Source organism: Micromonospora sp. NPDC051227 (assembly GCF_044455385.1).
Taxonomy (GTDB): domain Bacteria; phylum Actinomycetota; class Actinomycetes; order Mycobacteriales; family Micromonosporaceae; genus Micromonospora.
Genome location: NZ_JBITET010000010.1, coordinates 137,228 through 160,070, shown reverse-complemented (window position 1 = coordinate 160,070; position 22,843 = coordinate 137,228). Strand labels below are relative to the sequence as shown.

Sequence of the window (22,843 nt, the reverse complement as noted above, 5' to 3'; positions counted from 1 at the left end):
TGCGGGTATCACAGCAGGTGAAAGAGGTCTTGGACGCGGACGCTCCCGGCGGAGCACGGTGGTGACCGTCTCCACCACACGATCCGGAAGGACACGATCATGACCCTCATCGACAAGCGCGTCGTCGTACTCGGCGGCACCTCGGGGATCGGCCTCGCCACCGCCGCCCGCGCCGCCCGCGAGGGCGCCCAGGTCGTGGTCGCCTCCAGCAACCAGCGCAGCGTGGACCGCGCCCTGACAACCCTGCCGACCACCACCCAGGGGTACGTCGCCAACCTCACCGACCCGGGCGCCGTGTCCCGTCTGTTCCACGATCTCGGCTCGTTCGACCACCTCGTCTACACCGCCGGCGAACCCCTCGCGCTGATGTCGGTCGACGCCCTCGACCTCGCCGCCGCCCGCACCGCCTTCGACCTGCGCTACTTCGGCTCCCTGTCGGCGGTCAACGCGGCACTGCCGTACCTGCGCCCCGGCGGGTCGATCACCCTCACCACCGGCACCGCCAACCACCGGCCCAGCGCCGGCTGGTCGGTCGCGGCCAGCATCACCGGGGCGATCGACGCGCTGGTCCGCGCGCTCGCCGTCGAACTCGCCCCGATCCGGGTCAACGCCGTCTCCGCCGGCGTGATCCGCTCACCGCTCTGGGACTCACTGCCAAACGACACCCGAGAGCAGATGTACGCGCAGCTCAGCGGCTCGCTTCCGCTCGGCCGGGTGGGCGAGCCCGAGGAGGTCGCCGAGGCGTTCGTCTACCTCCTGCGGGCGACCTACGCCACCGGCACGGTGGTGACCGTCGACGGCGGCACCCTGATCGCCTGAACCCGTCGCCTGCTGCGGCGCCGCGCTGGGTTCGCGCCGCCAAGATCCGCGCTACTTCAGGGATGTAGTGGTCTCCGCCGCTCGCGAGGCCCCTACATCCCTGAAGTAGCGGGCGGACCGAGCGGCGGCGGCTTTCAGCGGAGCTCTTCGGCCAAGCCGATGATGATGCCCTCGGGGCCGCGGACGTAGCAGAGTCGAAAGATGTCCTCGTACCGCTCCACCTCGCCGACGAGTTCGGCGCCGTGGCCGCGCAGCCGGGTGATCACGTCCTCGATGTCGTCGACAGCGAACATGATGCGTCGAATGCCCAACGTGTTCGCTGGCGCGTCCTTCGGTTCCGCGCCGATCGCCGTCGGTCGGTGGAACATCGCCAGCTCGACCTTGCCGTGGCCGTCCGGGGTCCGCAGCATCGCGACCTCCTGCCGGACGTCGTCGATCCCGATGACACGCTCCACCCACCGCCCCTCGACCGGCCCTCGCCCCTCCAACTCCATGCCGAGTTCGACGAAGAACGCGATGACCGCGTCAAGGTCCTCGACAACGATGAGGACGTTGTCCATCCGCTGGATCGCCATGCTGGATCTCCCTGCTCCGGTGCGGTCACGATGACCGCATCCTCCCCGAAGACGGAGCCAGCCGGCCGTTCTCGACATCCGGAGCGGACTGCCTTATCGCTCGGCGACAAGGATGTACGCGACGTCCTCGGTGCGGACGGCACGCGGCACGTTCGTCCGGTCAGACGCAGTCAGCTGTCTGGCGTCCCGAGGATCACTGTGAGCCCTTCCTCAGCCGCCAGCACCGCACCGCCGAACTCCACCTGCGCGGCGGCCACCGCGGCCGCCCGCTCGTTGCCGGGCCAGAAGTGGGTGAGCATCAGGCGGCGGGCACCCGCCCGGCGAGCCCACACACCGGCCTCGGTGGAGGTCATGAGGTTTCGGGTGGGACGTCTGGTCTCGCCGTCGCGGTCCGTCGCCTCGACGATGAACAGGTCGGCGTCGCGGCCCAGCTCGGCCAACGAGGGATTCGGCCCTGTGTCCCCGGAGTAGGCCAACGCAATCCCGTCGGCCTGAATCCGGGTGCCGGCGTTGGGCACGAAGTGCGGCAGAGAGAGCCCGGTGAGGTCGAACGGCCCGACCCGGTAGCTGCCGGGCAGGGGGTGCAGGTCGAATACCGCGTGCAGGTCGACATCGGGCTCCAGGCCACCGAGCCGAGCGAGCACGCCGGGCGGACAGTACAGCGGCAGCCGCGGTCCCTCGGGCTGACCGTAGAACCGCATCCTGAACAGACCGTGCAGGTCGACGCAGTGATCCGGGTGCTCGTGGGTGATGACGACGGCGTCCACCACGCCATCCGGCCAGTGCTTGAGCAACCTCGGCAGCGTGGCGTAGCCCAGATCAAGCACCAAGCGGTAGCCGTCCCAGTCCACCGCGAATCCGCTGCAGGCACGGCCGGGCTCGGGAAAGCCACCGGAACTGCCCAGCACTGTGACCTGCCGCATCCAGGTAGCGTCTCACCCAGAATCCGCATGGCGTCAAGCCCGCTCCCCGTGTCTCGGACCGGCGACTTTGCATGAGAATGTCTCGACGGAGTCCAGCGGCCAGGTCCGCCAGCACAAGCACGGCCATCTCAGAAACGAGCGCCCGAAGGTCCGCATCCAACGCCTCGTCTGATGCCAGCAGTACCGCAATGACGCATGAGAGGTCCCGGACGATCAGCACCGCATCGCGGCGAGGTGACCGGCTACCTGTTCAAGCTGATCCGGGAGTCCATCCCGCTCACGCAGGAGCAGCTCGCCGTCGACCTGGACGTCGATCGCGTGACCGTGCAGAGCTGGGAGTCCGGGCGCCGGCCATTCACCGCGGTACCGCTCGGGCAGGCGATCGCCGTCCGACGCCGGCTCGGACGGCTCGGCGCGAACACACTCCTGCTCGCAGCACTTGACGACGCCGCTGAGGCCGATCTCATCCTCGCCGCCGTCCTCAACGAACATGTGGGCCGCTGCGACATCGCCGAACAGCCGCTGGGCTGGTCCGTACTCACCCACCGTCTGACCGACTTGATCCTCTGGGCCGTCCTCGGGCAGACACCGACCTTCGCCAGAGGGCTACCCATCGCCCATCCCCGGCGGGGTCCAGTCGCATCCGGGCCGAACCTGCCCGTCGACGAGCAACGAGCGTTCTTCGCTCACCTTCACGTGCTCGCCGATCGCGCCGCCGCCGGACGGCATCGGAACGTGCTGCTGCACCGGCAAGCCTGCTTCCTTGCCGGCATGGACCCCACCAAGGCAGCAGCAGGTTGGCTCACCCAGACCACGGCCCGAGCACACCGCACGACCACCTTCCGCACCTGGTCACCGCTGTGGCCCGACGCCCGCTCCGTCGTCACGTCCCTCGCCAACCAGGGCGACCCGGAACCGTTACGAGACTTCATCGCTCGCGCACACCCCGACGACGCCTGCGAGCGAGCAGCCCTCAACTACTCGGCCTACTGGGTGGGCGAGATCCCCTACCGCCACCGCGACGACTCCTTCATGCCCCAAGCGCTCGCTGACTGGCATGGCTCGATCCTTCTTCAGCACCTGGTCCATCGCCTCGAAACTGGGCATCCCTTCGTGGACCTCAACATCCACAACGTCTGGGCTCTGCTGGCCGCACGACGCGGTCTCGCTCTCGACAACCCCGCCGCGACTCGGGCGCTCCTCGACCGCAGTGTCCCGCTCCTGGACAGTGACCGGATCTCCGCGCAGTCGCGGCAGGAACTAACCTCTATCGTCTACAGCCTGCGGGCGGACGGACTCACCGGCACAGGGACGGGCAGATGACCGACGACCACGACGCCGCCGGAGCGATGAACTTCATCTTCGAAGCTGGCGTCCTCAAACGCGCCGCCCGGACCGGCTGGTGGTTCGCCGGCGTCAAGCAACCCGAGTCCATCGCCGAGCACTCCTTCCGAACGGCGCTCATCGGAATGATGCTCGCCGCGATGGAGGGCGCCGACCCAGCCCGAGTGTCGATGCTCTGCACCCTGCACGACACCCAGGAAACCCGAATAACCGACATCCCACACATCGCCAAGCGCTACCTCACCGCCGTACCCAACACCGCCGTCACCGCCGACCAGGTCGCCGCCTGTCCCCCAGCCGTCGCCGACGTGATCACCGCCGCCGTCGCCGAATACGAAGCTGGCGAGACACTGGAAGCCGTCGTCGCCCGTGACGCTGACAAGCTGGAATGCCTCATCCAAGCCGTCGAATACCGCCACCAAGGCGTCAACAACGTGCAGCGCTGGATCGACAGCTCACGAGGCGCTCTCAAGACCGCCAGCGCCCACCGCCTTGCCGACGCCGCCCTCAGCGGACAACCCCTGGCCTGGCTCACTCCCCCACCCCAGGCGTAAGCGTTCAACACTTGGCGTTGTATTGATCAGCGGCGGGGCGTAGTCGATCAAAGCGGACGACTTGGCTTCTGAGCTGCTGTTACGTGTGGCATTGATAGTCAACGTTGGGCACTGCGGGTTCCCCTCTATGACGGCCTGGAGACGGCATGATCTTGGCCCTCGACTGCTCTAGCGGCGAGGTTTGGACTCTTCGCTTGTCAGTTCTGGTCGCTCCGTCCGGCGGAGTCCGTCCACGTCTGCGACCTCGGAGGGTTGTCCGTGCTGGGCGGCCTGGGACCTTCCTCGTCCCGGGTGGTTGCTGTCAGCGCTGCCCGCGCTCGGCGGTGTGCAGGCTTCCGTCAGCTGCTGCCCCACCCCCTACCTCTGATCGGGATCCTCCTTGCATCGACCTGCGACGGTGGGTTTGCTACCAGCTAGCTAAATGTGCGAGAAAGCCTCAGCCGTGGAGGTTGGTGAGTGATGCCGGAAGCCATGCCAGGTCCGATTCGCCAGAAGCAGTTCATTCAAGAGTCGTCGGTCCAGTTCCTTCTCGCGGAGTTCGAATCGATCCGAGAACTCCGCAGCCTGGCTTATTCCATTGTCGAAAAACGCGTCCAGTTCATCATTGGACTTCAGGCGGCTGGAGCGGCATTCATCGGTGCACTCTTATCCCAGAATTCGAGCGCGAAGGCGGTGTCTGGGGCAATCCTTGCACTCGGCATTCCCACATTTTTGCTGGCATATATAGCTTACCTTCGCGCTCTGGACTTCCAAATTCAGGGCCGCAAGTATGTGCGGGCCATGAATGCAATTCGGGGCTTCTTTGTGGAAAGCGACCCAACAATAGGGAGGGCATTGCTCCTGTCAACCGATACCAGGTTTCCCAGAATGAACGCAGTTGGATACGCAGGCTCGACCGTACAGAGCCTCGCAGTAAATGCTCTAATTCTTACCATTCTCGTGGGAGGAACCGTTGCCTTCACCGCAGCATGGCTCATTGCAGTATCAGTTAGCCCCTCGAATGGATATGCTTATTTCGCCGCAGCGCTGGCGGCCGTTGGGATTGCTGTGCTTTTAGGTCTCATAGAAGCCAAGAGGATACGGAGCCGACTTCGACGGGCGGAGGCTGAAATGGACTAACTTCAAGAATAATTCTGCGAGTCCAACATCTGGACGCGGGCAACCGCTTCATCCGGTGACCCCTCGACCCCCAGGCAACCAACACGGCTCCTTGACCTGTGTCGCCAAGTGCAGCTAGCTGCGTGGCTGGTCCGCAGTGGTCCGTGGACGTCCACTGGCGCTCGTGCTGGTCGTCACCCAGTTAATCACTCACGAGTGTGAGGCCGCTGGGACTCCGCCATCATGTATAGCCGCCAAGCGACCTCGTCGATCGAGCGAAGCCATCGCCGGCCCACTGCGCCAGGCTCGGAGGGCGACAGCTCCGCACTGGCGACTCGGTCCATCATCACGCATAGCTTCTCGTGCTTCTCCACGTCGAAGAACGTGAGGCCGTAGGCCGACAGCCGTAGCACGTCATTCCAGCCGTTCCGCTCCCGAAGCATGGCACCTATGTCGACCCCGATGCTGGCCGGACGACCTTCAGGCAGTACGCCAACGAATGGCTCGCTGCCGCCACGACCGATCTCCTCACCCGCGACCGCATCGAATACGAACTTCGGCTGCACGTGTATCCGGCCCTCGGTGACAAGCCGGTCGCGTTAATCCAACCGGCGACGGTCCGAGCGTGGGCGCGCGGGTTGCAGGAGAAAGGACTGTCCCCTGGCTACCGCCGGGTGCTGTTCAGCGACGTGTCGATGATTCTCAACGCCGCCGTAGACGATAAGAAGATCGTCAGCAATCCGTTCACAGCCAAGAGCATTCAACGCCCCAGGCACGTCCCCACCAAGGTGCAGCCGTGGTCAGTCGACCGGCTCGCCGCGTTCCGCTCCAAACGGCCAAACCGCTACCGAGTCGCCATCGACCTAGGCGCGGGCTGCGGACTGCGACAGGGAGGAATCTTCTCCGTAAGCCCTGACGACCTGGACGCGACCCGGCCGTCCCTCCGAGTCGTCCGTCAGATCAAACTCGGGCGCGGCGCGCTCATTCTCGCCCCGCCCAGAGGTGGCAGGACCCGGGAGGTTCCCCTCCCCGCCTCAGTAGCCCGCCGCCTGGGCGACCACGCCAAGCAGTACGCCCCCGTAGAGGTCACCCTGCCCTGGGGAACGCTGACTGGTGACCCCACGACCGTCACGCTCTACCTGACCACCGCTGACGGCGTGCCGCTCAGTCGCTCAAAGTTCAACACACCTACGCCTCGGTCCTCCTGGACGCCGGGGAGAGCATCAAGGTCCTGTCGACATACCTCGGCCACGCCGACCCCGGGTTCACCCCGCGGACCTACACGCATCTCCTACCGACCAGCGAGGACCGAACGCGCCGCGCCATCGACACCGCCTTCGGTGAGAACCAGGCCGCCAATGACGACCCGGAAGCCGCTGACGGCCTGGAGACGGCATGATCATGGTTCAACGGCCTTCCGGACGGCCTAAGGTGCAGGTCAGGGCACCTGCGCCCGTCACTTGGCGTTGAAGAGATACGAGCAGGCTTCCGACCTGCGGTGATGGCCAAACATGGCCCGTGAGCAGCCGAAATGGCACTCACCATCTCTCATTAGATCGCGTGGATTCCCGGTGGCATGTGCCCCGGATGTGCCCCGCGCGCCCCCGCCAAGTAGGCGGGCCCGGACGCAGCGACGCAACCGCTGGCCGGGCCCTTGATCGCCCCAGGAGGCGACCCATGGGCAAGATACCCTTCCCCCTGCCCTCGTGTGACCAGCCGGCCACCGGGCGAATCGAGATCTACACCCCCGTCGACGGCGACGCCTTCGGCTCGCTGGACGCGTCGGTCTACGCGTGCACCTCGCACGAGACCGACGTCATCGCGGCGGCCTGGACGGTCAACCTGACCGCGTACCGCATCGAGATGCTGCCGGGCATCAACCGGACGTGCAGCGAGTTCTACGCCTACCTCACCGGCAACTTCGGCGGCGCGCGATGAGCCGGCGCGAGCAACTGTTCCGCGCGATCGTCGCGATGGTCGCCCGGTACGGCGAGTCGGAGCGTCAGTTCGGCCGCCACCCGCTGACCTCGGTCGAGGGTCGACGCGCTGGCCGCGCCGCCCACCGTCAGGTCCGCGCGATCGAGCGGCTGTGCCGGGCACTGGCCGACGAGCGGGGCACCCGATGAGCCGGGCTGAGCGGTGGTGGCGACCGACCCCGTCGACCCGGCGGCCGGCCCAGCGGTCCCGGATCGCTGGGCGCCGGCATGCCGACAAGCAGGTCGACGACGTCTTTGACATCGGGTACGCGGCGGGGTATGCCGACGCCCAGGAGCGGACCCGCCAGCGCGACGAGCAAATCACCCGACTGGCGTCGGCGGCCGACGCAGCAGCGAACGGCGATCCGTCGCTCCTCGAGGAGCTGTCCCGTCAAGCCGCCGGCGACGACCTGCTCGACGTCGCCGACGCGGCCGGCGCCACGCCGCTGGCTCACGTCGACGGCGGGCAGCTGGTCGACGAGCTGGAGGCATGGTTGCGGGGGGATGCCCAGTGACCGCCCCGACTGTCAACGGCACCCGCTACCCGCAGGCCGTCGGCGAGCTGCTGCCGGCCGCGCGGACGCTCGTCGTCGAGCTGGGCGAGGTCCCGTCGCGGAACCGGCTGATGCGGGAGTACCGCATCGGCGCACCGAAGGCCGGCGAGTTGCTCGACCGGCTCCGGGCCGAGTCCCAGATCGCGCAGTCTCCTGCAGAATCCGACGCGCCGACCGACCCCGAAATCCGTACGGCCGATACGGATTTCGCCCCGGAGTTACCCGCAGAGTTCGGCACCCACGTGCCGAATCTCAGCCTCAGCGCAGTACCAAATGCGAACCCGGGCGCGCAATTCCAGGGCGGTCCGGACCTGCGACCGGTCTTCGTCGAGCCCACCGCAGACCCGGATCCGGACCCGGGCACGCCCGGCGTGCCCCAGCAGCCCGACCGCAACCCGGGTCCGGAGACATCGCCGCAGGTGGTGACGCACGGACACCCGGGTACGCCGGGCGAGCGCTCGCAGCTCCTGAGGGTCCGCTGGGCGGTCCGGGCCGTGCTCGCCCTCGGGGTGGCCGCGTCGATCGCCGGGAACGTGCTGCACGCCCGCGACGAGCTGATCAGCCAGATCATCAGCGCGTGGTCGCCGCTGGCGCTGCTGCTGACCGTCGAGCTGATCTCCCGAGTGCCGGTGCACCGCCGACACCTGGCGATCACGCGGTGGGCGGCCACCGCGCTGATCGCCGGGATCGCCGCGTGGGTCAGCTACTGGCACATGGCGAGCGTGGCCAGCGAGTACGGCGAGACCGGCGGCGCGCAGTACCTGCTCCCGCTGTCGGTCGACGGCCTGGTGGTCGTCGCCTCCATCTGCCTCGTCGAGCTCGGCGGCCGAATCGCGTCGTCCAGCCGCGTGGCTCGCGGGACCTGATCGCGCCACCTCGGTTGCGCGATCTCCCACGGGCGCCCGTCGTTGATCTGGCACATCGACGGTCCCCGCAGGATCGAGGGGTGGCCGGTGCTTGCCCACCGGCCACCCCTCGTCACGTCTTCGGCCGCCCCGCTCGCTGGCGCTTGGGCGCGGTCGGCCACTGCCCGGCCTGCCGCCGGCGGCATTCGTCCTCGGGGCAGTCGCACCACCAGCCGAGGCCCTGGTCGGGAATCTTGTCGCCGCCGCAGTTGTGCCCGCGGTCCATCCACGACGCGCAGCCCATGCACCGGGACGGGCCGGACGGCGGGGGCCGACCGACTGAGGTGTCGACGCCCCCGTACATCAGAAGGTCTGACCGGCGCGGATGCTCGCCACGAACGCCGCCCACGCTTCTGGGCCGACGATGATCTGCCGCTCCGGCCTGCTTGAGCTGCGCAGCACCCGGTTGAAGTTGGCGTCGATGGCGATTTCCAGGACCTCATCCGGGTCCGGGTCCGGAGCGACTGTCACCGGGTCAGCTTCCGGTCCGTCGGACTGCTCGGCGGGGCGCTTGCGGGTGTGTCGTGCGCGGGGACAGGGGCGCATTGGTGATCACTCTCCCGAGTCAGTCGGTCACCTTATGCAGCCTATACAGCCTCTACAGGCTATGCACAGAGGCTGAGTGGGCCGTTGCCGCCCGAGTGTCCACATGGTGCAATGCCTGCCGATCAACGCTCAGGAGCAACCACCATGACGCCCGCTCGCCGGATGACCTACGAACAGATCACGAACGATCTGGCGGCCCGGATGGCGTCCGGCGAGTACCCGCCCCACACGAAGCTGCCGTCGAGCCGTGAGCTCGCTGAGCTGTACTCGGTGGCGGTGGGCACCATCGCGAAGGTGCACATCCTGCTGCGGGAGCGCGGCCTGACCTACGGCGTCCCGGGTGCTGGCGTGTTCGTCGAGGGGCCAGACGAGTAGCGCCCACCAGCGGGCCATCAGCCAGCCGGTGGGCGCCTGCCTACTTCGGCCGCGGTCCGGCCGGTCCGGTCGGTCGCGGTGGTCCGCCTGGCCGTGGGCCAGTTGCGCCGGCTGGGCCGGCGCCGGCGACCCGCATGGGTGCCGGTGCGCGCTTGTGAGCCATGAGCCCTCCCGGCCCGGTGGGGTGCTGCGACGCGGCGCGCAGGTCGCGTCAGCGGGCCCTCAAAGGATTAGCCCTCGGCGCCTTCCATCCGTTGCCCGGCCCTGGGGTTCGCCAAAGCCGCGGTGAGGTTGACGCGCCGCGTCGCAGAGATCGGGTGGGGTCAGGCGGTGGTGACCACGTCCAGGAGGCGGAACGCGTCCGGCACGAGAACCTCGCCGCCGGTGCGCCAGTACATGTACCAGCCACGGGTGCCCGTCGGGCGGCCGTTCGCTCCGAACAGGTGCGGGATGTACTCCACCGTCGCGCCGACCCGGTCGACCACCAGATACTGCCGGAAGTCACCACCGAGCAGTACGTAGTTCGACGCGGTCGCGGCCGGGTTGATCGCCCCGTCCATGCCGGAGTTCTCGTAGATCGACCAGCCCCGCGCCCGCGGGATCGGGCCGGAGTCGTCCACCAGGGGCACCTCGGTGCCCGACGGCAGCCGCGGCATGTCCCGCATCTTGTTGAGCATCGCCAGGTGGGCCATGAAGTTGGCGTTCGGCCGCCAGCGGGCCGGCACCGCCTCCTGCACGGCGATTACGTCGGCGCGGCCGAACGTCTCCGCGACCGCCGGGGCGACCTCCTGCGAGCTGCCACCGAGCGTGGTGATCACGCCGGTCGGCTCACCCGTACCGCTGCCGGTGGTGAACGCCGTGCCCTCCAGGCGCATCTTCGCGTCGACGAACATCTCGCCGAGCTGCCCGGCAATGCTGGTGTCCTGCGCCGTCTCGATCGACGCGGCGACGAACGCCGAGCCCTTGTGCGTCGGCACGCTCGCGTCGGCCAGAACCGGGGTGTCGTCGGAAACCTGCGCGTTCTGCGCGTCCCACGACGCGGTGACGCCGGCCGAGGTGACGCCGTTCCACACCAGCGTCGAGATGAGCGCCTTGCGGGCGAGCAGCCGCATCGGGTCGACGACACCGGCGTTGGTCAGGATCACGTTCGGGTCGAGGTGCGTCGGCAGCATGAACCCACCAGAGCTACCAACCGTCGAGTCCATCGCCCGCTCGTGCCGGGCGGCGGTTCGCTGGTAGGCCTGCGCGGCCTGGTAGGCGCGCAGCTCGTCGGTGGTGAACTCGCGGTGCCCGTTGAGCGGGTCACGGAACAGCTTGCCCACCGCGCGGGCGTAGTGCGGGTTCGAGGCGACGACCACGTACCGGGACAGCTGGTCGAGCTCGTCGACGAGCTCGAGGCTCGCAGCGTCGTCGATCGCGCGGGCGAGCAGTTCCCGGCCCTCATCGGGCACGTTGCGCATGCCGTCGATGGTCCGCAGCGCCTGGCCGCAGTCACCACCGAACCGGCCGCCGGCGCCGACCTTGCCCGGGTCCTGCCCGGCAACGTCCGACTCCTGACTGAACCGGATCTTCCGGTCAGCCGGGTCCATCGGCAGCTTGGCCTCGATCTCGCGGATCAGGTTGTCCACGGCGTACGCATCGTTGGCGAGCTTCGTACGCGCTCGCTGCTCACTGGCCATCGGCTCGCGGTCGCCGAGCTCGCGGTTGCTGGCCATGATCTCGCTGGCCCACTGACCCATCGCGGTGCGCACGCGGGCCAGGTCCTCGGCGGTGGGGTGCTCGACGTCGATCTGCCGACGCAGCTCGTCGGCGGTGGGGATGCTCATGATGGTGTGCTCCAACAGGTCAGGTGCGAGTGACGGAAGAGTCGCGCCCGCGCGGCTGATGCGCGGCGAGCGCCGTTCCGTATCGGCGTCCTGACCCGGTGCGGAGCACTCACAGGTCCGGTGCTGCGGGGTGCGGAGCACTCACCCGCTGCCGGTACTCCGATGATCATAGCGCCGACCCCGACAACCCCGACAGGTCGTCCGGCACGTTGTCGGTAGCGCGCATCAGCTCCACCCGTGCCGTCTCCGACTCCACCAGCCGCCGCGACAGACCCAGCTCCTTCGCGCGCACCCGACACAGCGGCACCTGCCGGCCACCGCCGACCACGGGCACGAACGCCCCGCCGGCCGGCCCGGTCGAGTCCATCGGCCTGGTCGTCACCGGCACCGTCGCGACGTCGCCGCCCGTCCGGCGCATCACCACGTACGCCAGGCCGTCCGCCGTCACCGTGGCCACCACGCCCACCTCACCGGCCATCACAGCGGTCAGGAAGCCTTCGAGGTCCCTGGGTAGACCCCCGAGCCGGCGCGCGGCCACAGCGTCCACGTAGTGGCTGTGCAGCAGCCGCCACGCGGGCGCGTCCATCGGCCACAGCGGCAGGTCCCGCCTCATCGCTGCCACCCGCTCACCGGCCGAGCCTGCGGGGCGCTCCGCGGCGACCCTGGCGGCCTCTCCGGACCAGCGAGGTCCCAGCCGACCATGCCCGCCGCCCACAGGTGCGAAGCCACCCAACCGGCCGCCCGCAGCACGTACCGCGCCGCGGCGAAGAGCACCAGCGGCCAGATGATCAGCGCGAGCAGCAGGACGCGCGGCCAGTCGACCGCCTGCGCGCGGGTCCTGACCAGAGTCACAGTCGATGTCACGGTCACGGAAAAGTCCTCTCGGGTGTCACGGGGGGATGCGGGTTGTCAGCGACGATCACGAGGAGCACGGCCACCCCAGTAGTGCCGTGGCGAGATCTCTCCCCGCGCTCGATCGGCAGGGGCGCGTTTTCCTCGGTGCGATACGCGGCGCGTATCGCGTCACGGGTTCGTCCTCCCTGTCGCGCGTCACGCGATACGTCACGTGACGCGAACATCCGCGATGCACAGCGCGAATTCATAGCTTCGCTTGGGGTGGCCGACCCTTCACTCTCCGTCATTCCGGACCCCCTATCGGTCCGATGAGCGCGTCTCTGAGCGCAGCGCGCAGCGCTTGCTCGCTGCCGTAGGCACGGGTCCCGATCGAACGGGTCGGCTTGCAGGGCGATGGCCGCCGCGCCTTCGGGGTCGTCGTCGTCGAGGGCTGCGCAGAGCAGCGCGGCGGTGCGGGTCAGGTCGGTCACGCTGCCTCCGGTCCGTCGGGTGGGGGCGTGGTCTGCTTGGGTGTGGTGGTGCGCCGTCGGCGGGCGCGGCGCGGGTCGAGCACCGAGAGCGCCTGGTTGTGTTGGGGGCACCCGTCGGGGTGGCCGGAGTCGCGGCAGCAGGGCGGCTGTGGGCGCGGCACGCCCTGGTCGTCGACGTCGGTGCTCATGCTGCTTCCGGTCCGTCGGGTGCGGGTGTGGTGCGGTTGAGGCGTGCGCGGTGGCGCTCGACGAGTCCGGCGGTGCGGGCTGCGGCCTGTTGTGCGCGGACCTGCCGCCGGTCGGCGCGCCGCTTCATGGTCTTAGCCACGCTGGATTCCAGGCGCTGGATCCACTGCTGCATCTCTTTCTCGGTCATTGACTACTCCAAATCCTTGATGGGTGCCCCGACCTGTCCCCACTCTTCGAGTGGGGTGGGGACAGGACAGGTCAGGGCTGCACTGTCCTGAACCTGTCCTGAACCTGTCCGGGACAGGTCTGAGCTGGGCTGATGCGTGACCTGTCCTGATCGCTCGGGACAGCCGCTGACCTGTCCTGATCTTGGGACCTGTCCCGGACAGTTCAGAGCAGCGCATCGGGACTACCTCCGCCCGCCTTCCGGAGCCGCGCGACCTCCGACCAGACCTCGTTGCTGACCTTGATCCCGAGGGGCTTGCCGGCCTCCTTTAGTCGGTCGCGGCCGGCGGATCGCTCGACACCAGCGGCGTCCAGCCGGGCGGAGATCTGCTGGGCGAGGATCCACCCGGGGCCCTCCTCGAGCGCCGGCGCGTTGACCCGCTCGTGCCAGGTCGACGCAGGCTGCCGGGGTGCGCCGTGGCGCAACAGCCACACATCGTCGTCACCGATGCCGGCCCGCGTGTGCGTGCGGCGCAGCCGCAGATCCTTCCCGGACCCGGTCAGCTCCCAGACCGCGTCGACGTCCTGCGTCTTCGCCGAGTTGCCGCGGGCGCCCCGCCCCTCGTCCTTACCGAAGTGGTCGAGCCGGACGCAGCCGATCCCGCGCGCCTTCAACTGCTGCAACGTGTGGCTGTAGAGCGCGAGCCAGGTATCGGACTCGTTCTCCTTGCCGGAGATGAACCGGCTCACGGTGTCCAGAAAGACCCAGCGAGGCTGGTATCGGTCCACGCGGGCCAGCAGTGCGGCAGCACCCTCCCGGGTGTCCAACGGGCCGATGCGCGGATACGACAGATAGGTGAGTCGGCCGAGCCGGTCAGGGCCGTGGCCCAACGAGTGGAGCCGATGCTGGATCTCGTCGCGTGCGTTCTCCTGATCGACGTACAGGACGTTGGCCGGCGGCCGCGCCTGGTCGCCGAGGAACGGCAGGCCAGCGGCGAGGTGCACCGCCCAGTCGAGGCTGAACAGACTCTTGCCGACCTTGCCACTACCGACCAGTGCCGCCTGCTGACCGTTCTCGATGAGTTGGCCCGCAGCCCAGTCGGCGGCGGCGAGATCCTGCGCAAGGAACGTCGACCAGTCGAGCGCCTCGTCGTCGGACTCTGTCGTCAAGGCGACGCGCTGGCCGGCGAGCTGCTCGAGCAGGTCCGGCCCGCGCTTCACCCACTGGTCGTCGCTGGCCACGATCTGCCCGAGCTGCGCGACCAGGCGCTCACGCGCCCGCCTCGCCGCCGCGGCCCGGACGATCCCGGAGTGGTACGCGACGGTCCCAGCACTGCCCAGCGCGACTGACGCGCACTGGTGCAGGTACGGCAGGCCGCCGCACCGCTGGAGGTCCCCGGTCTCGCGCAGCCGATCGCCAACGGCGATCGGGTCGACCGGGTCGCCGGCGGCCAGGCCCTCGCGGATCGCCTTGAAGATGACCGCGTGCCGAGGGAGGTAGAAGTCAGTGCCGACCAGATCGTCAGCGCCCGGGTTCCGGTCGATCTCGATCAGCAGCGCACCGAGGACGAAGCGCTCTGCCTCAACGGCCGGGTCGGCCTGGTCGACGTCGACGGCGAGCTGGTCCGTCACGCGGCACGTCCCGACCGGCCGTTTTGGTACCAACTGGCGACGGACATCGCCCAGATCTGGTTGTTCACCGGGAACGCCGGCCACCGGCGGCGCGCTGTCCAGTCCACCCACCGCTCAGCGTCGCGGTACGTCTCGGCCCACTGGTCCGGCGTCGCGGCGGTGTCACGACCGCCCGGTCGCGGCGGGACGTCGTCACGCGGCACGGGGTCCCGCCGACGACTGGGTGTCGAGCCACGCCTCGACGTCGTTCCACCGGTATCGGACGTGCCGCCCGACCTTCGTGAACCGCGGTCCCTTGCGGAGGTAGCGCCACTGCGTGAGCGTCTTCTCCGGCACACCGAGGTACACGCCCACCTCCCCGGGCGTTGCCAACGATCTTCTGTCGACCATCCCTGTCCCTTCGAGGATCTGAAAACGTCTCAGAGAGATCATGGTGGACCCCTTGCGGATGCGTCAAGATAGAGCGAGAATGTTCTTTCAGCGACCAACCGAAGGGAACGGCAACCGATGACCTGGACCGCGAACGTCTCCGAGCGCGTACGTGAGCTGCGCAAGCGCCGCGGCTGGTCGGCGCAACGCCTCGCCGAAGAGATGACGGCCGTCGGTGTGCCGTGGGAGCGGCAGGTCGTGACGAAGCTGGAGAACGGCCAGCGCCAGTCCGTCAGCCTCGACGAGGCGGTCGCACTCGCCTACGTTCTCGACGTCGCACCGGTGCACCTGTTCGTCCCGCCGCGCGCAAGCACCGTCACGGTCGTAGCCTCACCCCGGCCCGACGCGGCCGGAGAGACGTACCCCCAGGTGCACGCCGACGACGTTCGGCGGTGGTTCGGCGGTGAGCAGCCTCTCGCCGAGACCGACATCCGGGTGTTCTTCAGCGAGGTTGACGAGCGGACCTTCCGCCAGCGGTTCGGCCACGGGTCGCGCTGGCAGCCCGGAGAGGCTGCCGACGATGGCGAGCGTTGAGCGCCGGAAGGACGGCCGCCCGGGATACGTCTGCCGGTGGCGCGACGAGGCCGGGCAGCAGCGCAAGAAGTCGTTCGCCCGCAAGGCCGACGCTGACCGCTACCGGGCCGAGGTCGAGCACAAGCTGAACACCGGCCAGTACATCGACCCGAAGGCCGGCAAAGTCACGCTGCGGGAGTACGCCGAGGCGTGGCGCGCCGCCGCGGTGCACCGGGAGAACACCGCGAGCCGCACGAAGAGCCAGCTTCACTGTCACGTCTACCCCCGGCTGGGCGACCGGCCGATGGCGGCGGTCCGTAACAGCGAGCTGCAGGCGTTCGTGACCTCGCTCGACCTCGCTCCGTCGTCGGTGCGCCCGGTGTGGGCGACCCTGCGCGCGATCTTCCGCGCGGCGGTGCGCGACCGGGCCATCGGTCACGACCCGTGCATCGGGGTGAAGCTGCCGGAACTCCCCCTCGCCGAGGTGGTGCCTCTGCTGCTCGACCAGGTCGACGCGCTCGCGGGCGCCGTACCGAGCCGGTATCGCGCGCTGATCGCGGCCGACGCCGGATCCGGACTACGGCAGGGCGAGATCTTCGGCCTGGAGGTGCCCGGCATCGACTTCCTACGCCGCGAGATCACCGTCAGCCAGCAAGTCCAGCCCACCGCTGGCGGCGGTGTGAAGGTGTGCCCGCCGAAGAACCGGCACAGCCACCGGACGGTGCCGGTCGGCCAGGTGGTCGTCGACGAGCTGGCCGCGCACCTGGCCGAGTTCCCCGTGCGGGAAGTCGAGGTGCTCGACGTCACTGGGAAGCGACCCGTCCGCCGGAAGGCCCGGCTCGTGTTCACCGACGGCGCCGGGCAGCCGCTGCTCCGGAGCGCCTTCAACGCCGACGTCTGGAACCCGGCACGGAAGGCGGCCGGCGTACCGGCGGCGGGGATGCACGACCTGCGGCACACGTACGCGTCGCTGCTTATCCGGGCTGGCCTGGGACCGAAGATCGTGGCGAAGCTGCTCGGCCACAAGGACGCGTCGATGACGTTGAGGGTCTACGCGCACCTATGGCCGGACGACGACGACCGGTCGCGCCAGGCGATCGACGATGCTTTCCGCCGGGATGTGCCCCGCTCGCGCCCCGCGAAGGAGGCTTGATCAATGTTTGCGCAGCTCAGAGCACGTGCACCGCCGCTGAATGTCATTTGGCGTTGAAGTAGTTCGCCTCCGGGTGGTGGACCACGATCGCGTCGGTGGCCTGCTCCGGCATGAGCTGGAACTCCTCGGACAGCTCGACCCCGATCCGGTCGGCGCCGAGCAAGTCCACGATCTTCGCCCGGTCTTCCAGGTCGGGGCAGGCCGGGTAGCCGAACGCGTACCGGCAGCCCCGGTAGTCGTTGTGCAGGATGCCGGCCAGGTCCGCCGGGTCGTCGTGCCCCAGCGGGCGACCGTCGGGCAGGGTCATCTCGGCGCGGATGCGCTGGTGCCAGTATTCGGCGAGGGCCTCGGTGAGCTGCACCGAGAGCCCGTGCACCTCCAGGTAGTCGCGGTACTCGTTGCGGGCGAACAGCTTCGCCGCGTACTCGCTGACCGGCTGGCCGACGGTGACCAGTTGCAACGCGACCACATCGAGCTGGTCGCCCTGGGGCCTGAAGAAGTCCGCCAGGCAGAGCCGCCGCTCCTGCCGCTGCCGGGGGAAGGAGAACCGGGCGCGCTCCGCGTGCCCGTTCTCGTCGAACACCACCAGGTCATTGCCTTCGGAGTACGCGGGGAAGTAGCCGTACACCACGGCTGCCTCAAGGACCTGGTCGGCGATCAGCCGGTCCAGCCAGTACCGCAGACGCGGCCGGCCCTCGGTTTCGACAAGTTCCTCGTAGGAGGGTCCGCTGCCGCCCCGGGCCCCGCGCAGCCCCCACTGCCCGGAGAAGGTGGCCCGCTCGTCGAGCAGCGCCGCGTAGTCGGCCATCGGCACGCCCTTGACCACCCGGGTGCCGAAGAACGGCGGGGTGGGCACCGCCACGTCGGCGGCCACGTCGGAGCGGACCGAGGAGTCGTGCAGCTCCGGCAGCGACGTGGTGACCATCGAGCGCTGCCGTTCCCGGCGCGCCCGCCGGGCCGCGAGAGCCGCCTCCCGCTCCGGGTCGATCACCGGGGCGCCGCCGCGCTTGGCGGTCATCACCCGGTCCATCAGGGACAGACCCTCGAACGCGTCCCGCGCGTAGTGCACCTGCCCGGGGAACGTCGAGCGCAGGTCGTCCTCGACGTACGCGCGGGTCAGCGCCGCCCCACCCAGCAGGACGGGCCAACGCTCCGCGACCCCGCGGGTGGCCATCTCGGCCAGGTTCTCCTTCATGATGACCGTGCTCTTCACCAGCAGCCCGGACATGCCGATCGCGTCGGCGCGGTGCTGCTCGGCGGCGTCCAGGATGGCGCTGATCGGCTGCTTGATGCCGATGTTCACCACCTCGTAGCCGTTGTTGGACAGGATGATGTCGACCAGGTTCTTGCCGATGTCGTGCACGTCGCCGCGCACGGTGGCGAGCACGATGCGGCCCTTGCCGCCGTCCTCCGCAGTTTCCATGTACGGCTCCAGGTACGCCACCGCGGTCTTCATCACCTCGGCGGACTGGAGCACGAACGGCAGCTGCATCTGGCCGGAGCCGAACAGCTCGCCAACCACCTTCATGCCGTCCAGCAGGATGTCGTTGATGATGGACAGTGGGGACCGGCCGCCGGCCATCGCCTCATCCAGGTCGGCCTCCAGGCCGTTGCGCTCACCGTCGATGATCCGCCGCTTGAGCCGCTCGTCCAACGGCAGCGCCGCCAACTCCTGCGCGCGGCTGGCCCGGGCGCTGGTCACGTCGACGCCCTCGAACAACTCCAGGAAACGCTGCACCGGGTCGTACCCCTCGCGGCGCCGGTCGTACACCAGGTCCAGGGCGACCTCGCGCTGCGCGTCGGGGATCTTCGACATCGGCAGGATCTTGCTGGCGTGCACGATCGCCGAGGTCAGGCCGGCCTGCACGCACTCGTGCAGGAACACCGAGTTGAGCACCTGCCGGGCCGCCGGGTTGAGCCCGAACGAGATGTTCGAGATGCCCAGGGTGAAGTTGACACCCGGGTAGCGGCGGGAAATCTCCCGGATCGCCTCGATCGTCTCGATGCCGTCGCGGCGGGTCTCCTCCTGCCCGGTGGCGATCGGGAAGGTCAGCGCGTCGATCAGGATGTCGGCGCGGTCCATGCCCCACCGGCCGGTCAGGTCGTCGATCAACCGCGCCGCGACCCGGACCTTCCACTCCTGGGTACGAGCCTGGCCCTCCTCGTCGATGAGCAGCGCCACCACCGCCGCGCCGTGCTCACGGACGATCGGCATCACCCGCGCGTACCGGGATTCGGGGCCGTCGCCGTCCTCGAAGTTCACCGAGTTGACCACACAGCGGCCGCCGAGCATCTCCAAGCCGGCCTCCACCACGTTCGGCTCGGTGGAGTCCAACATGATCGGCAGGGTGGACGCGGTGGCGAACCGGCCGGCCAGCTCCCGCATGTCCTGCGTGCCGTCGCGGCCGACGTAGTCCACGCACAGGTCGAGCAGGTGCGAGCCGTCGCGCGCTTGACTGCGGGCGATCTCCACACAGGCCCGCCAGTCGCCGGCGAGCATCGCCTCCCGAAACGCCTTCGAGCCGTTGGCGTTGGTCCGCTCCCCCACCATCAGCACCGACGCGTCCTGGGCGAACGGCACCGGGTGGTAGACCGAGGAGACGCCCGCCTCGTGCCGGGGCTCGCGGGCCGGGGCGGTGACGCCGTGCAGCCGCTCGGCCAGCACCCGGATGTGCTCCGGGGTGGTGCCGCAGCAGCCGCCGACCAGCCCCACGCCGTACTCGGTGATGAACCGCTCCAGGGCCTCGGCCAGCTCCACTGGAGTCAGCGGGAAGTACGCCCCGTCGGCGGTCAGCACCGGCAGGCCGGCGTTCGGCATCACCGACAGCGGGATGCGGGAGTGCTGCGACAGGTAGCGCAGGTGCTCGCTCATCTCGGCCGGGCCGGTCGAGCAGTTGAGCCCGATCAGGTCCACGCCGAGCGGCTCGATCGCGGCGAGGGCCGCCCCGATCTCGCTGCCGACCAGCATGGTGCCGGTGGTCTCCACCGCCACGTGACAGATGATCGGCACCGACTGGCCCAGCTCGGCCATCGCCCGCTTCGACCCGACCACGGCCGCCTTGACCTGAAGCAGGTCCTGGCAGGTCTCGATGATCAGCGCGTCCGCGCCGCCGACGATCAGACCCGCGGCGTTCTCCTGGTAGGCGTCGCGCAGCGTCGCGTAACCGGCGTGCCCGAGGGTGGGCAGCTTGGTGCCCGGCCCGATCGAGCCGAGCACGAACCGGGGCCGCTCCGAGGTGCTGGCCGCGTCGGCGGCCTCCCGGGCGATCCGGGCGCCCGCCTCGGACAACTCGCGGATGCGGTGCGGGATGTCGTACTCGGCGAGGTTGGCGAGGTTGGCCCCGAAGGTGTTGGTCTCCACGCAGTCGGCACCGACGGCCAGGTAGGCGTCGTGCACCCCGCGCACCACGCCCGGACGGGTGACGTTGAGAATCTCGTTGCACCCCTCCAGCCCGTCGAAGTCGTCGAGCGTGAGGTCCGCGGCCTGAAGCATCGTGCCCATCGCGCCGTCGGCGATGAGAATGCGATCAGCCAGCACATCCATCAATGAAGTCCGCACCCGTTCAGGTTAGTGCGATTCGGCCGGACTCCACGACCATCCTCGAGCGATCCCCTATTGTGTCACGGGGATCACCCTGTCTGGTTCGTTCGGGTATGACCTGCTGCCGGAGCGGCCGACCGGCGCGGCCGACGGGCCGCACCCTTGCCCTGCACGTAGGCTGACGGACGTGAAGGACAACAGGGACGCCGCCGTGCCACACGGTATGACGACCGGGCGCGGTCCCGGCGCCAGCCGCGACGAGCAGGGTGAGGTGACGGCGTGACCGAGTTCGACGGACTGCCGGTGCTGCGGTCCCCGGTGGCGATCGCCGCGTTCGAGGGCTGGAACGACGCCGCCGACGCGTCCACCGCCGCGGTCGAGCACCTGGAGCAGGTCTGGAACGCCCGGCAGATCGCCGAGCTGGATCCGGAGGACTTCTACGACTTCCAGGTCAGCCGGCCCACCATCACCATGGCCGACGGGGAGACCCGGCGGGTGGAGTGGCCGACGACCCGGTTCATGGTGGCCAGCCCGGAGGGCACCGACCGTGACGTGGTGCTGATCCGCGGCATCGAGCCGAGCATGCGCTGGCGGACGTTCTGCGAGCAGGTGCTGGAGATCTGCCACAGTCTGGAGGTGGAACGGGTGGTGCTGCTCGGCGCGTTGCTGGCCGACGTGCCGTACACCCGGCCGCTGCCGATCAGCGGCAGCGCCTCCGACGCGCAGGCCGCCGAGCGCTACCAACTCACCCCCACCCGGTACGACGGGCCGACCGGCATCGTCGGCGTGCTGCACGACGCCTGCACCCGCGCCGAGGTGGACGCCGTCTCGTTCTGGGTGCACGTGCCGCACTACGCCAACAACCCGCCTTGCCCGAAGGCCACCCTCGCCCTGCTGCACCGGGTCGAGGAGGTCGTCGACCTGCCGGTGCCGATGGCCGACCTGGCCGAGGAGTCCGCCGAGTGGGAGCAGCGGGTGCGCAGCGCCGCCGAGCAGGACGCCGAGTTGGGCGAGTACGTCCGCGAGCTGGAAGAACGGGTCGGCGACGAGGGGATCACCCCGTTGACCGGTGACGAGATCGCCCAGGAGTTCGAGAAGTACCTGCGCCGCCGGGGCGGTTCGGCCGGCCCCACCGCCGGCTCCTGGTAGCACTGCTTCGCTGCGGGCCTTCGGACCTCTTGTGGTTCGGGGGCCCGTTTTGGCGTGTCCGGGGTGGCGCCGTCACACCCGCTAGGGCATCCTAGGAACCTAGATGTGATCAAGGAGGCGAGTGTGCAGATCAATCCCGGGGCCGCGGAGTTCCCGCACCGACAGATCGCCGCGCAACTCAAGGCCCAGGTCCGCCGCGGGGACTGGGGGCCGGGCGAGCGGCTTCCGTCCATCCCGGCCATCGCCGAGATGTTCGGCGTCGCCAAGCAGACCGTGCAACGCGCCGTCGACCAGCTGCGGGTCGAGGGCATCCTGATCACCAAACCCGGCTCCGGTACGTACGTCCGAGGCACCCGCCGCCGCCTCAACCGCCTCTCCCGAGGCCGGTACGGCGGCTTCCGCGGCTACCACACCGACCTGGCCGCCCGATACCGCCAACAGCTCGTCTCCGTTGGGCACGCCCCCGCCCCCGCCGAGGTGGCCGACGCCTTCGGCGTGTCCGACGGCACCAACCTGCTCTGCCGTCGGCACCTCGTCCGCACCGACGACTCTCCCGTCGAGGTGGGCGCCTCCTGGTTTCTGCCCCGCGACACCGCCGGCACCTCCCTGGAGCGCACCGAGGCGTTCGGCCGGCCGCTCTACCAGGAGGCCGAGGAAGCGACCGGACGGCGCTACATCTCGGCCACCGACACGATCAGCGCCCGCCAGCCGAGCCGGGAGGAGGCCGAGACGCTCCAGATCCGGCCGGACACCCCGGTGCTGCACCTGCTGCACGTCGCGTACGACGCGCACCGCAAGCCGATCGAGGTGTCCCAGGCGACCTGGCCCGGCCCCATGACCACCCTCACCGAGGAGTACAAGATCCCCGGCCAGACCCCCGACCCGGACCCCGACCCCGGCCTGGTCCTGGGCTGACCCCAACCTCGCACCCAGCCCCAGCCCAGCCCGCTCCGGCCCGGCCCGGCCCGGCCCGGCGATCTTGCACTTCCTGCTGCCCTTTTGCCCCGCCTGGCGGCTTTCGTAACGTCAGAAAGTGCAAGATCGACGGCGAGGCGCGGGAGCGCGGCCCACAGCGACACGGCCCTCCCGGACCGCTGCGTCGATCATGGAGTTGCGGTGCCCCGCATCAGGGGCACAGCACCTCACACCGGCCACCACAACTCCTTGATCGACGCGGGCCAGCGCGGGCACGCGAGCACGCGGGCACGCGAGCCAGCGCGGGCACGCGAGCCAGCACGGGCACGCGAGCCAG

At 69.3% G+C, this 22,843-nt stretch carries 25 protein-coding genes; 13 read left to right on the top strand and 12 right to left on the bottom strand.

Going from position 1 to position 22,843, the window contains the following annotated elements:
- Positions 1–99 precede the first annotated feature (99 nt).
- The gene (locus tag ACIA47_RS23655; RefSeq protein ID WP_396710720.1) at positions 100–819 is read left to right on the top strand and encodes an SDR family oxidoreductase; all 720 of its coding nucleotides are present in this window, start codon (positions 100–102) and stop codon (positions 817–819) included.
- A 134-nt stretch (positions 820–953) separates the two neighbouring features.
- Here ACIA47_RS23655 and ACIA47_RS23650 read toward each other — a convergent pair whose 3' ends face one another.
- The gene (locus ACIA47_RS23650; RefSeq protein ID WP_396710718.1) at positions 954–1,394 is read right to left on the bottom strand and encodes a VOC family protein; all 441 of its coding nucleotides are present in this window, start codon (positions 1,392–1,394) and stop codon (positions 954–956) included.
- Between the two features lie 170 nt (positions 1,395–1,564).
- A complete protein-coding gene (locus ACIA47_RS23645) occupies positions 1,565–2,317 on the bottom strand; it encodes an MBL fold metallo-hydrolase (RefSeq protein ID WP_203124619.1) in 753 nt (250 codons plus the stop codon).
- Between the two features lie 195 nt (positions 2,318–2,512).
- Between ACIA47_RS23645 and ACIA47_RS23640 the strand changes: the two genes are divergently transcribed.
- The 3 genes from ACIA47_RS23640 (at position 2,513) to ACIA47_RS23630 (ending at position 5,334) form a co-directional block, all read left to right on the top strand.
- Entirely contained in the window at positions 2,513–3,640 is a 1,128-nt protein-coding gene (locus ACIA47_RS23640) for a helix-turn-helix domain-containing protein (RefSeq protein ID WP_396710716.1), read from the top strand.
- On the top strand, positions 3,637–4,215 hold the full coding sequence (locus ACIA47_RS23635) for an HD family hydrolase (protein WP_396710714.1): 579 nt from the start codon (positions 3,637–3,639) through the stop codon (positions 4,213–4,215). Before ACIA47_RS23640 ends, ACIA47_RS23635 begins: the two co-directional genes overlap by 4 nt.
- A 456-nt stretch (positions 4,216–4,671) precedes the next feature.
- The gene (locus ACIA47_RS23630; protein WP_396710712.1) at positions 4,672–5,334 is read left to right on the top strand and encodes a hypothetical protein; all 663 of its coding nucleotides are present in this window, start codon (positions 4,672–4,674) and stop codon (positions 5,332–5,334) included.
- 185 nt (positions 5,335–5,519) lie between these two features.
- Here the strand turns inward: ACIA47_RS23630 and ACIA47_RS23625 are convergent, their stop codons facing one another.
- Positions 5,520–5,879: a hypothetical protein gene (locus tag ACIA47_RS23625; protein WP_396710710.1), complete on the bottom strand. Its 360-nt coding sequence runs from the start codon at positions 5,877–5,879 to the stop codon at positions 5,520–5,522.
- Between the two features lie 1,111 nt (positions 5,880–6,990).
- Here ACIA47_RS23625 and ACIA47_RS23620 point away from each other — a divergent pair.
- From ACIA47_RS23620 to ACIA47_RS23605, 4 genes are read left to right on the top strand one after another with little or no spacing between them, the layout of a single operon-like run.
- Positions 6,991–7,251, top strand: coding sequence for a hypothetical protein (locus ACIA47_RS23620; protein WP_396710708.1), 261 nt, complete (start codon positions 6,991–6,993; stop codon positions 7,249–7,251).
- Entirely contained in the window at positions 7,248–7,439 is a 192-nt protein-coding gene (locus ACIA47_RS23615) for a hypothetical protein (protein ID WP_396710706.1), read from the top strand. Before ACIA47_RS23620 ends, ACIA47_RS23615 begins: the two co-directional genes overlap by 4 nt.
- Entirely contained in the window at positions 7,436–7,804 is a 369-nt protein-coding gene (locus ACIA47_RS23610) for a hypothetical protein (RefSeq protein WP_396710704.1), read from the top strand. Before ACIA47_RS23615 ends, ACIA47_RS23610 begins: the two co-directional genes overlap by 4 nt.
- Positions 7,801–8,709, top strand: a complete 909-nt coding sequence (locus ACIA47_RS23605; protein WP_396710702.1) for a DUF2637 domain-containing protein — start codon at positions 7,801–7,803, stop codon at positions 8,707–8,709. Before ACIA47_RS23610 ends, ACIA47_RS23605 begins: the two co-directional genes overlap by 4 nt.
- Positions 8,710–9,051: 342 nt before the next feature.
- Here the strand turns inward: ACIA47_RS23605 and ACIA47_RS23600 are convergent, their stop codons facing one another.
- Positions 9,052–9,219, bottom strand: coding sequence for a hypothetical protein (locus tag ACIA47_RS23600; RefSeq protein WP_396710700.1), 168 nt, complete (start codon positions 9,217–9,219; stop codon positions 9,052–9,054).
- A gap of 219 nt (positions 9,220–9,438) precedes the next feature.
- On the opposite strand from ACIA47_RS23600, the gene ACIA47_RS23595 reads away from it, so the two are divergent.
- On the top strand, positions 9,439–9,669 hold the full coding sequence (locus tag ACIA47_RS23595; RefSeq protein ID WP_396710698.1) for a GntR family transcriptional regulator: 231 nt from the start codon (positions 9,439–9,441) through the stop codon (positions 9,667–9,669).
- Between the two features lie 323 nt (positions 9,670–9,992).
- On the opposite strand, the gene ACIA47_RS23590 is transcribed toward ACIA47_RS23595, so the two are convergent.
- The 7 genes from ACIA47_RS23590 to ACIA47_RS23560 form a co-directional block, all read right to left on the bottom strand.
- Positions 9,993–11,495 carry a phage major capsid protein gene (locus ACIA47_RS23590; protein ID WP_396710696.1) on the bottom strand — a complete coding sequence of 501 codons (1,503 nt, stop codon included), beginning with the start codon at positions 11,493–11,495 and terminating at the stop codon, positions 9,993–9,995.
- Between the two features lie 166 nt (positions 11,496–11,661).
- Entirely contained in the window at positions 11,662–12,108 is a 447-nt protein-coding gene (locus ACIA47_RS23585; protein WP_396710694.1) for a hypothetical protein, read from the bottom strand.
- Positions 12,105–12,365, bottom strand: coding sequence for a hypothetical protein (locus tag ACIA47_RS23580; RefSeq protein ID WP_396710692.1), 261 nt, complete (start codon positions 12,363–12,365; stop codon positions 12,105–12,107). The genes ACIA47_RS23585 and ACIA47_RS23580 overlap by 4 nt, the downstream gene beginning before the upstream one ends.
- A gap of 451 nt (positions 12,366–12,816) precedes the next feature.
- The gene (locus ACIA47_RS23575) at positions 12,817–13,008 is read right to left on the bottom strand and encodes a hypothetical protein (RefSeq protein ID WP_396710690.1); all 192 of its coding nucleotides are present in this window, start codon (positions 13,006–13,008) and stop codon (positions 12,817–12,819) included.
- Entirely contained in the window at positions 13,005–13,196 is a 192-nt protein-coding gene (locus tag ACIA47_RS23570; protein ID WP_396710688.1) for a hypothetical protein, read from the bottom strand. The genes ACIA47_RS23575 and ACIA47_RS23570 overlap by 4 nt, the downstream gene beginning before the upstream one ends.
- A 203-nt stretch (positions 13,197–13,399) precedes the next feature.
- The gene (locus tag ACIA47_RS23565; protein WP_396710686.1) at positions 13,400–14,806 is read right to left on the bottom strand and encodes an AAA family ATPase; all 1,407 of its coding nucleotides are present in this window, start codon (positions 14,804–14,806) and stop codon (positions 13,400–13,402) included.
- Between the two features lie 192 nt (positions 14,807–14,998).
- Positions 14,999–15,196, bottom strand: a complete 198-nt coding sequence (locus tag ACIA47_RS23560; RefSeq protein WP_396710684.1) for a helix-turn-helix transcriptional regulator — start codon at positions 15,194–15,196, stop codon at positions 14,999–15,001.
- A 117-nt stretch (positions 15,197–15,313) separates the two neighbouring features.
- Here ACIA47_RS23560 and ACIA47_RS23555 point away from each other — a divergent pair, with 117 nt between their 5' ends.
- Positions 15,314–15,769 carry a helix-turn-helix transcriptional regulator gene (locus ACIA47_RS23555; protein WP_396710682.1) on the top strand — a complete coding sequence of 152 codons (456 nt, stop codon included), beginning with the start codon at positions 15,314–15,316 and terminating at the stop codon, positions 15,767–15,769.
- Positions 15,756–16,901, top strand: a complete 1,146-nt coding sequence (locus ACIA47_RS23550; protein ID WP_396710680.1) for a tyrosine-type recombinase/integrase — start codon at positions 15,756–15,758, stop codon at positions 16,899–16,901. The genes ACIA47_RS23555 and ACIA47_RS23550 overlap by 14 nt, the downstream gene beginning before the upstream one ends.
- Before the next feature lie 43 nt (positions 16,902–16,944).
- On the opposite strand, the gene metH is transcribed toward ACIA47_RS23550, so the two are convergent.
- Complete coding sequence (gene metH / locus ACIA47_RS23545; RefSeq protein ID WP_396710811.1) at positions 16,945–20,445, bottom strand: methionine synthase; 3,501 nt, start codon at positions 20,443–20,445, stop codon at positions 16,945–16,947.
- Between the two features lie 276 nt (positions 20,446–20,721).
- On the opposite strand from metH, the gene ACIA47_RS23540 reads away from it, so the two are divergent.
- Both ACIA47_RS23540 and ACIA47_RS23535 read left to right on the top strand, forming a co-directional pair.
- Positions 20,722–21,591, top strand: coding sequence for a PAC2 family protein (locus ACIA47_RS23540; RefSeq protein ID WP_030332815.1), 870 nt, complete (start codon positions 20,722–20,724; stop codon positions 21,589–21,591).
- A 123-nt stretch (positions 21,592–21,714) separates the two neighbouring features.
- Positions 21,715–22,506, top strand: a complete 792-nt coding sequence (locus ACIA47_RS23535; RefSeq protein ID WP_203124606.1) for a GntR family transcriptional regulator — start codon at positions 21,715–21,717, stop codon at positions 22,504–22,506.
- Positions 22,507–22,843 lie beyond the last annotated feature (337 nt).

Bases quoted from the DNA above. Each gene is read 5' to 3' on its own strand.
- ACIA47_RS23655 (WP_396710720.1), top strand. From the start codon at position 100: ATGACCCTCATCGACAAGCGCGTCGTCGTACTCGGCGGCACCTCGGGG.
- ACIA47_RS23650 (WP_396710718.1), bottom strand. From the start codon at position 1,394: ATGGCGATCCAGCGGATGGACAACGTCCTCATCGTTGTCGAGGACCTT.
- ACIA47_RS23645 (WP_203124619.1), bottom strand. From the start codon at position 2,317: ATGCGGCAGGTCACAGTGCTGGGCAGTTCCGGTGGCTTTCCCGAGCCC.
- ACIA47_RS23640 (WP_396710716.1), top strand. From the start codon at position 2,513: ATGAGAGGTCCCGGACGATCAGCACCGCATCGCGGCGAGGTGACCGGC.
- ACIA47_RS23635 (WP_396710714.1), top strand. From the start codon at position 3,637: ATGACCGACGACCACGACGCCGCCGGAGCGATGAACTTCATCTTCGAA.
- ACIA47_RS23620 (WP_396710708.1), top strand. From the start codon at position 6,991: ATGGGCAAGATACCCTTCCCCCTGCCCTCGTGTGACCAGCCGGCCACC.
- ACIA47_RS23615 (WP_396710706.1), top strand. From the start codon at position 7,248: ATGAGCCGGCGCGAGCAACTGTTCCGCGCGATCGTCGCGATGGTCGCC.
- ACIA47_RS23610 (WP_396710704.1), top strand. From the start codon at position 7,436: ATGAGCCGGGCTGAGCGGTGGTGGCGACCGACCCCGTCGACCCGGCGG.
- ACIA47_RS23595 (WP_396710698.1), top strand. From the start codon at position 9,439: ATGACGCCCGCTCGCCGGATGACCTACGAACAGATCACGAACGATCTG.
- ACIA47_RS23590 (WP_396710696.1), bottom strand. From the start codon at position 11,495: ATGAGCATCCCCACCGCCGACGAGCTGCGTCGGCAGATCGACGTCGAG.
- ACIA47_RS23585 (WP_396710694.1), bottom strand. From the start codon at position 12,108: ATGAGGCGGGACCTGCCGCTGTGGCCGATGGACGCGCCCGCGTGGCGG.
- ACIA47_RS23575 (WP_396710690.1), bottom strand. From the start codon at position 13,008: ATGAGCACCGACGTCGACGACCAGGGCGTGCCGCGCCCACAGCCGCCC.
- ACIA47_RS23570 (WP_396710688.1), bottom strand. From the start codon at position 13,196: ATGACCGAGAAAGAGATGCAGCAGTGGATCCAGCGCCTGGAATCCAGC.
- ACIA47_RS23560 (WP_396710684.1), bottom strand. From the start codon at position 15,196: ATGGTCGACAGAAGATCGTTGGCAACGCCCGGGGAGGTGGGCGTGTAC.
- ACIA47_RS23555 (WP_396710682.1), top strand. From the start codon at position 15,314: ATGACCTGGACCGCGAACGTCTCCGAGCGCGTACGTGAGCTGCGCAAG.
- ACIA47_RS23550 (WP_396710680.1), top strand. From the start codon at position 15,756: ATGGCGAGCGTTGAGCGCCGGAAGGACGGCCGCCCGGGATACGTCTGC.
- metH (WP_396710811.1), bottom strand. From the start codon at position 20,445: ATGGATGTGCTGGCTGATCGCATTCTCATCGCCGACGGCGCGATGGGC.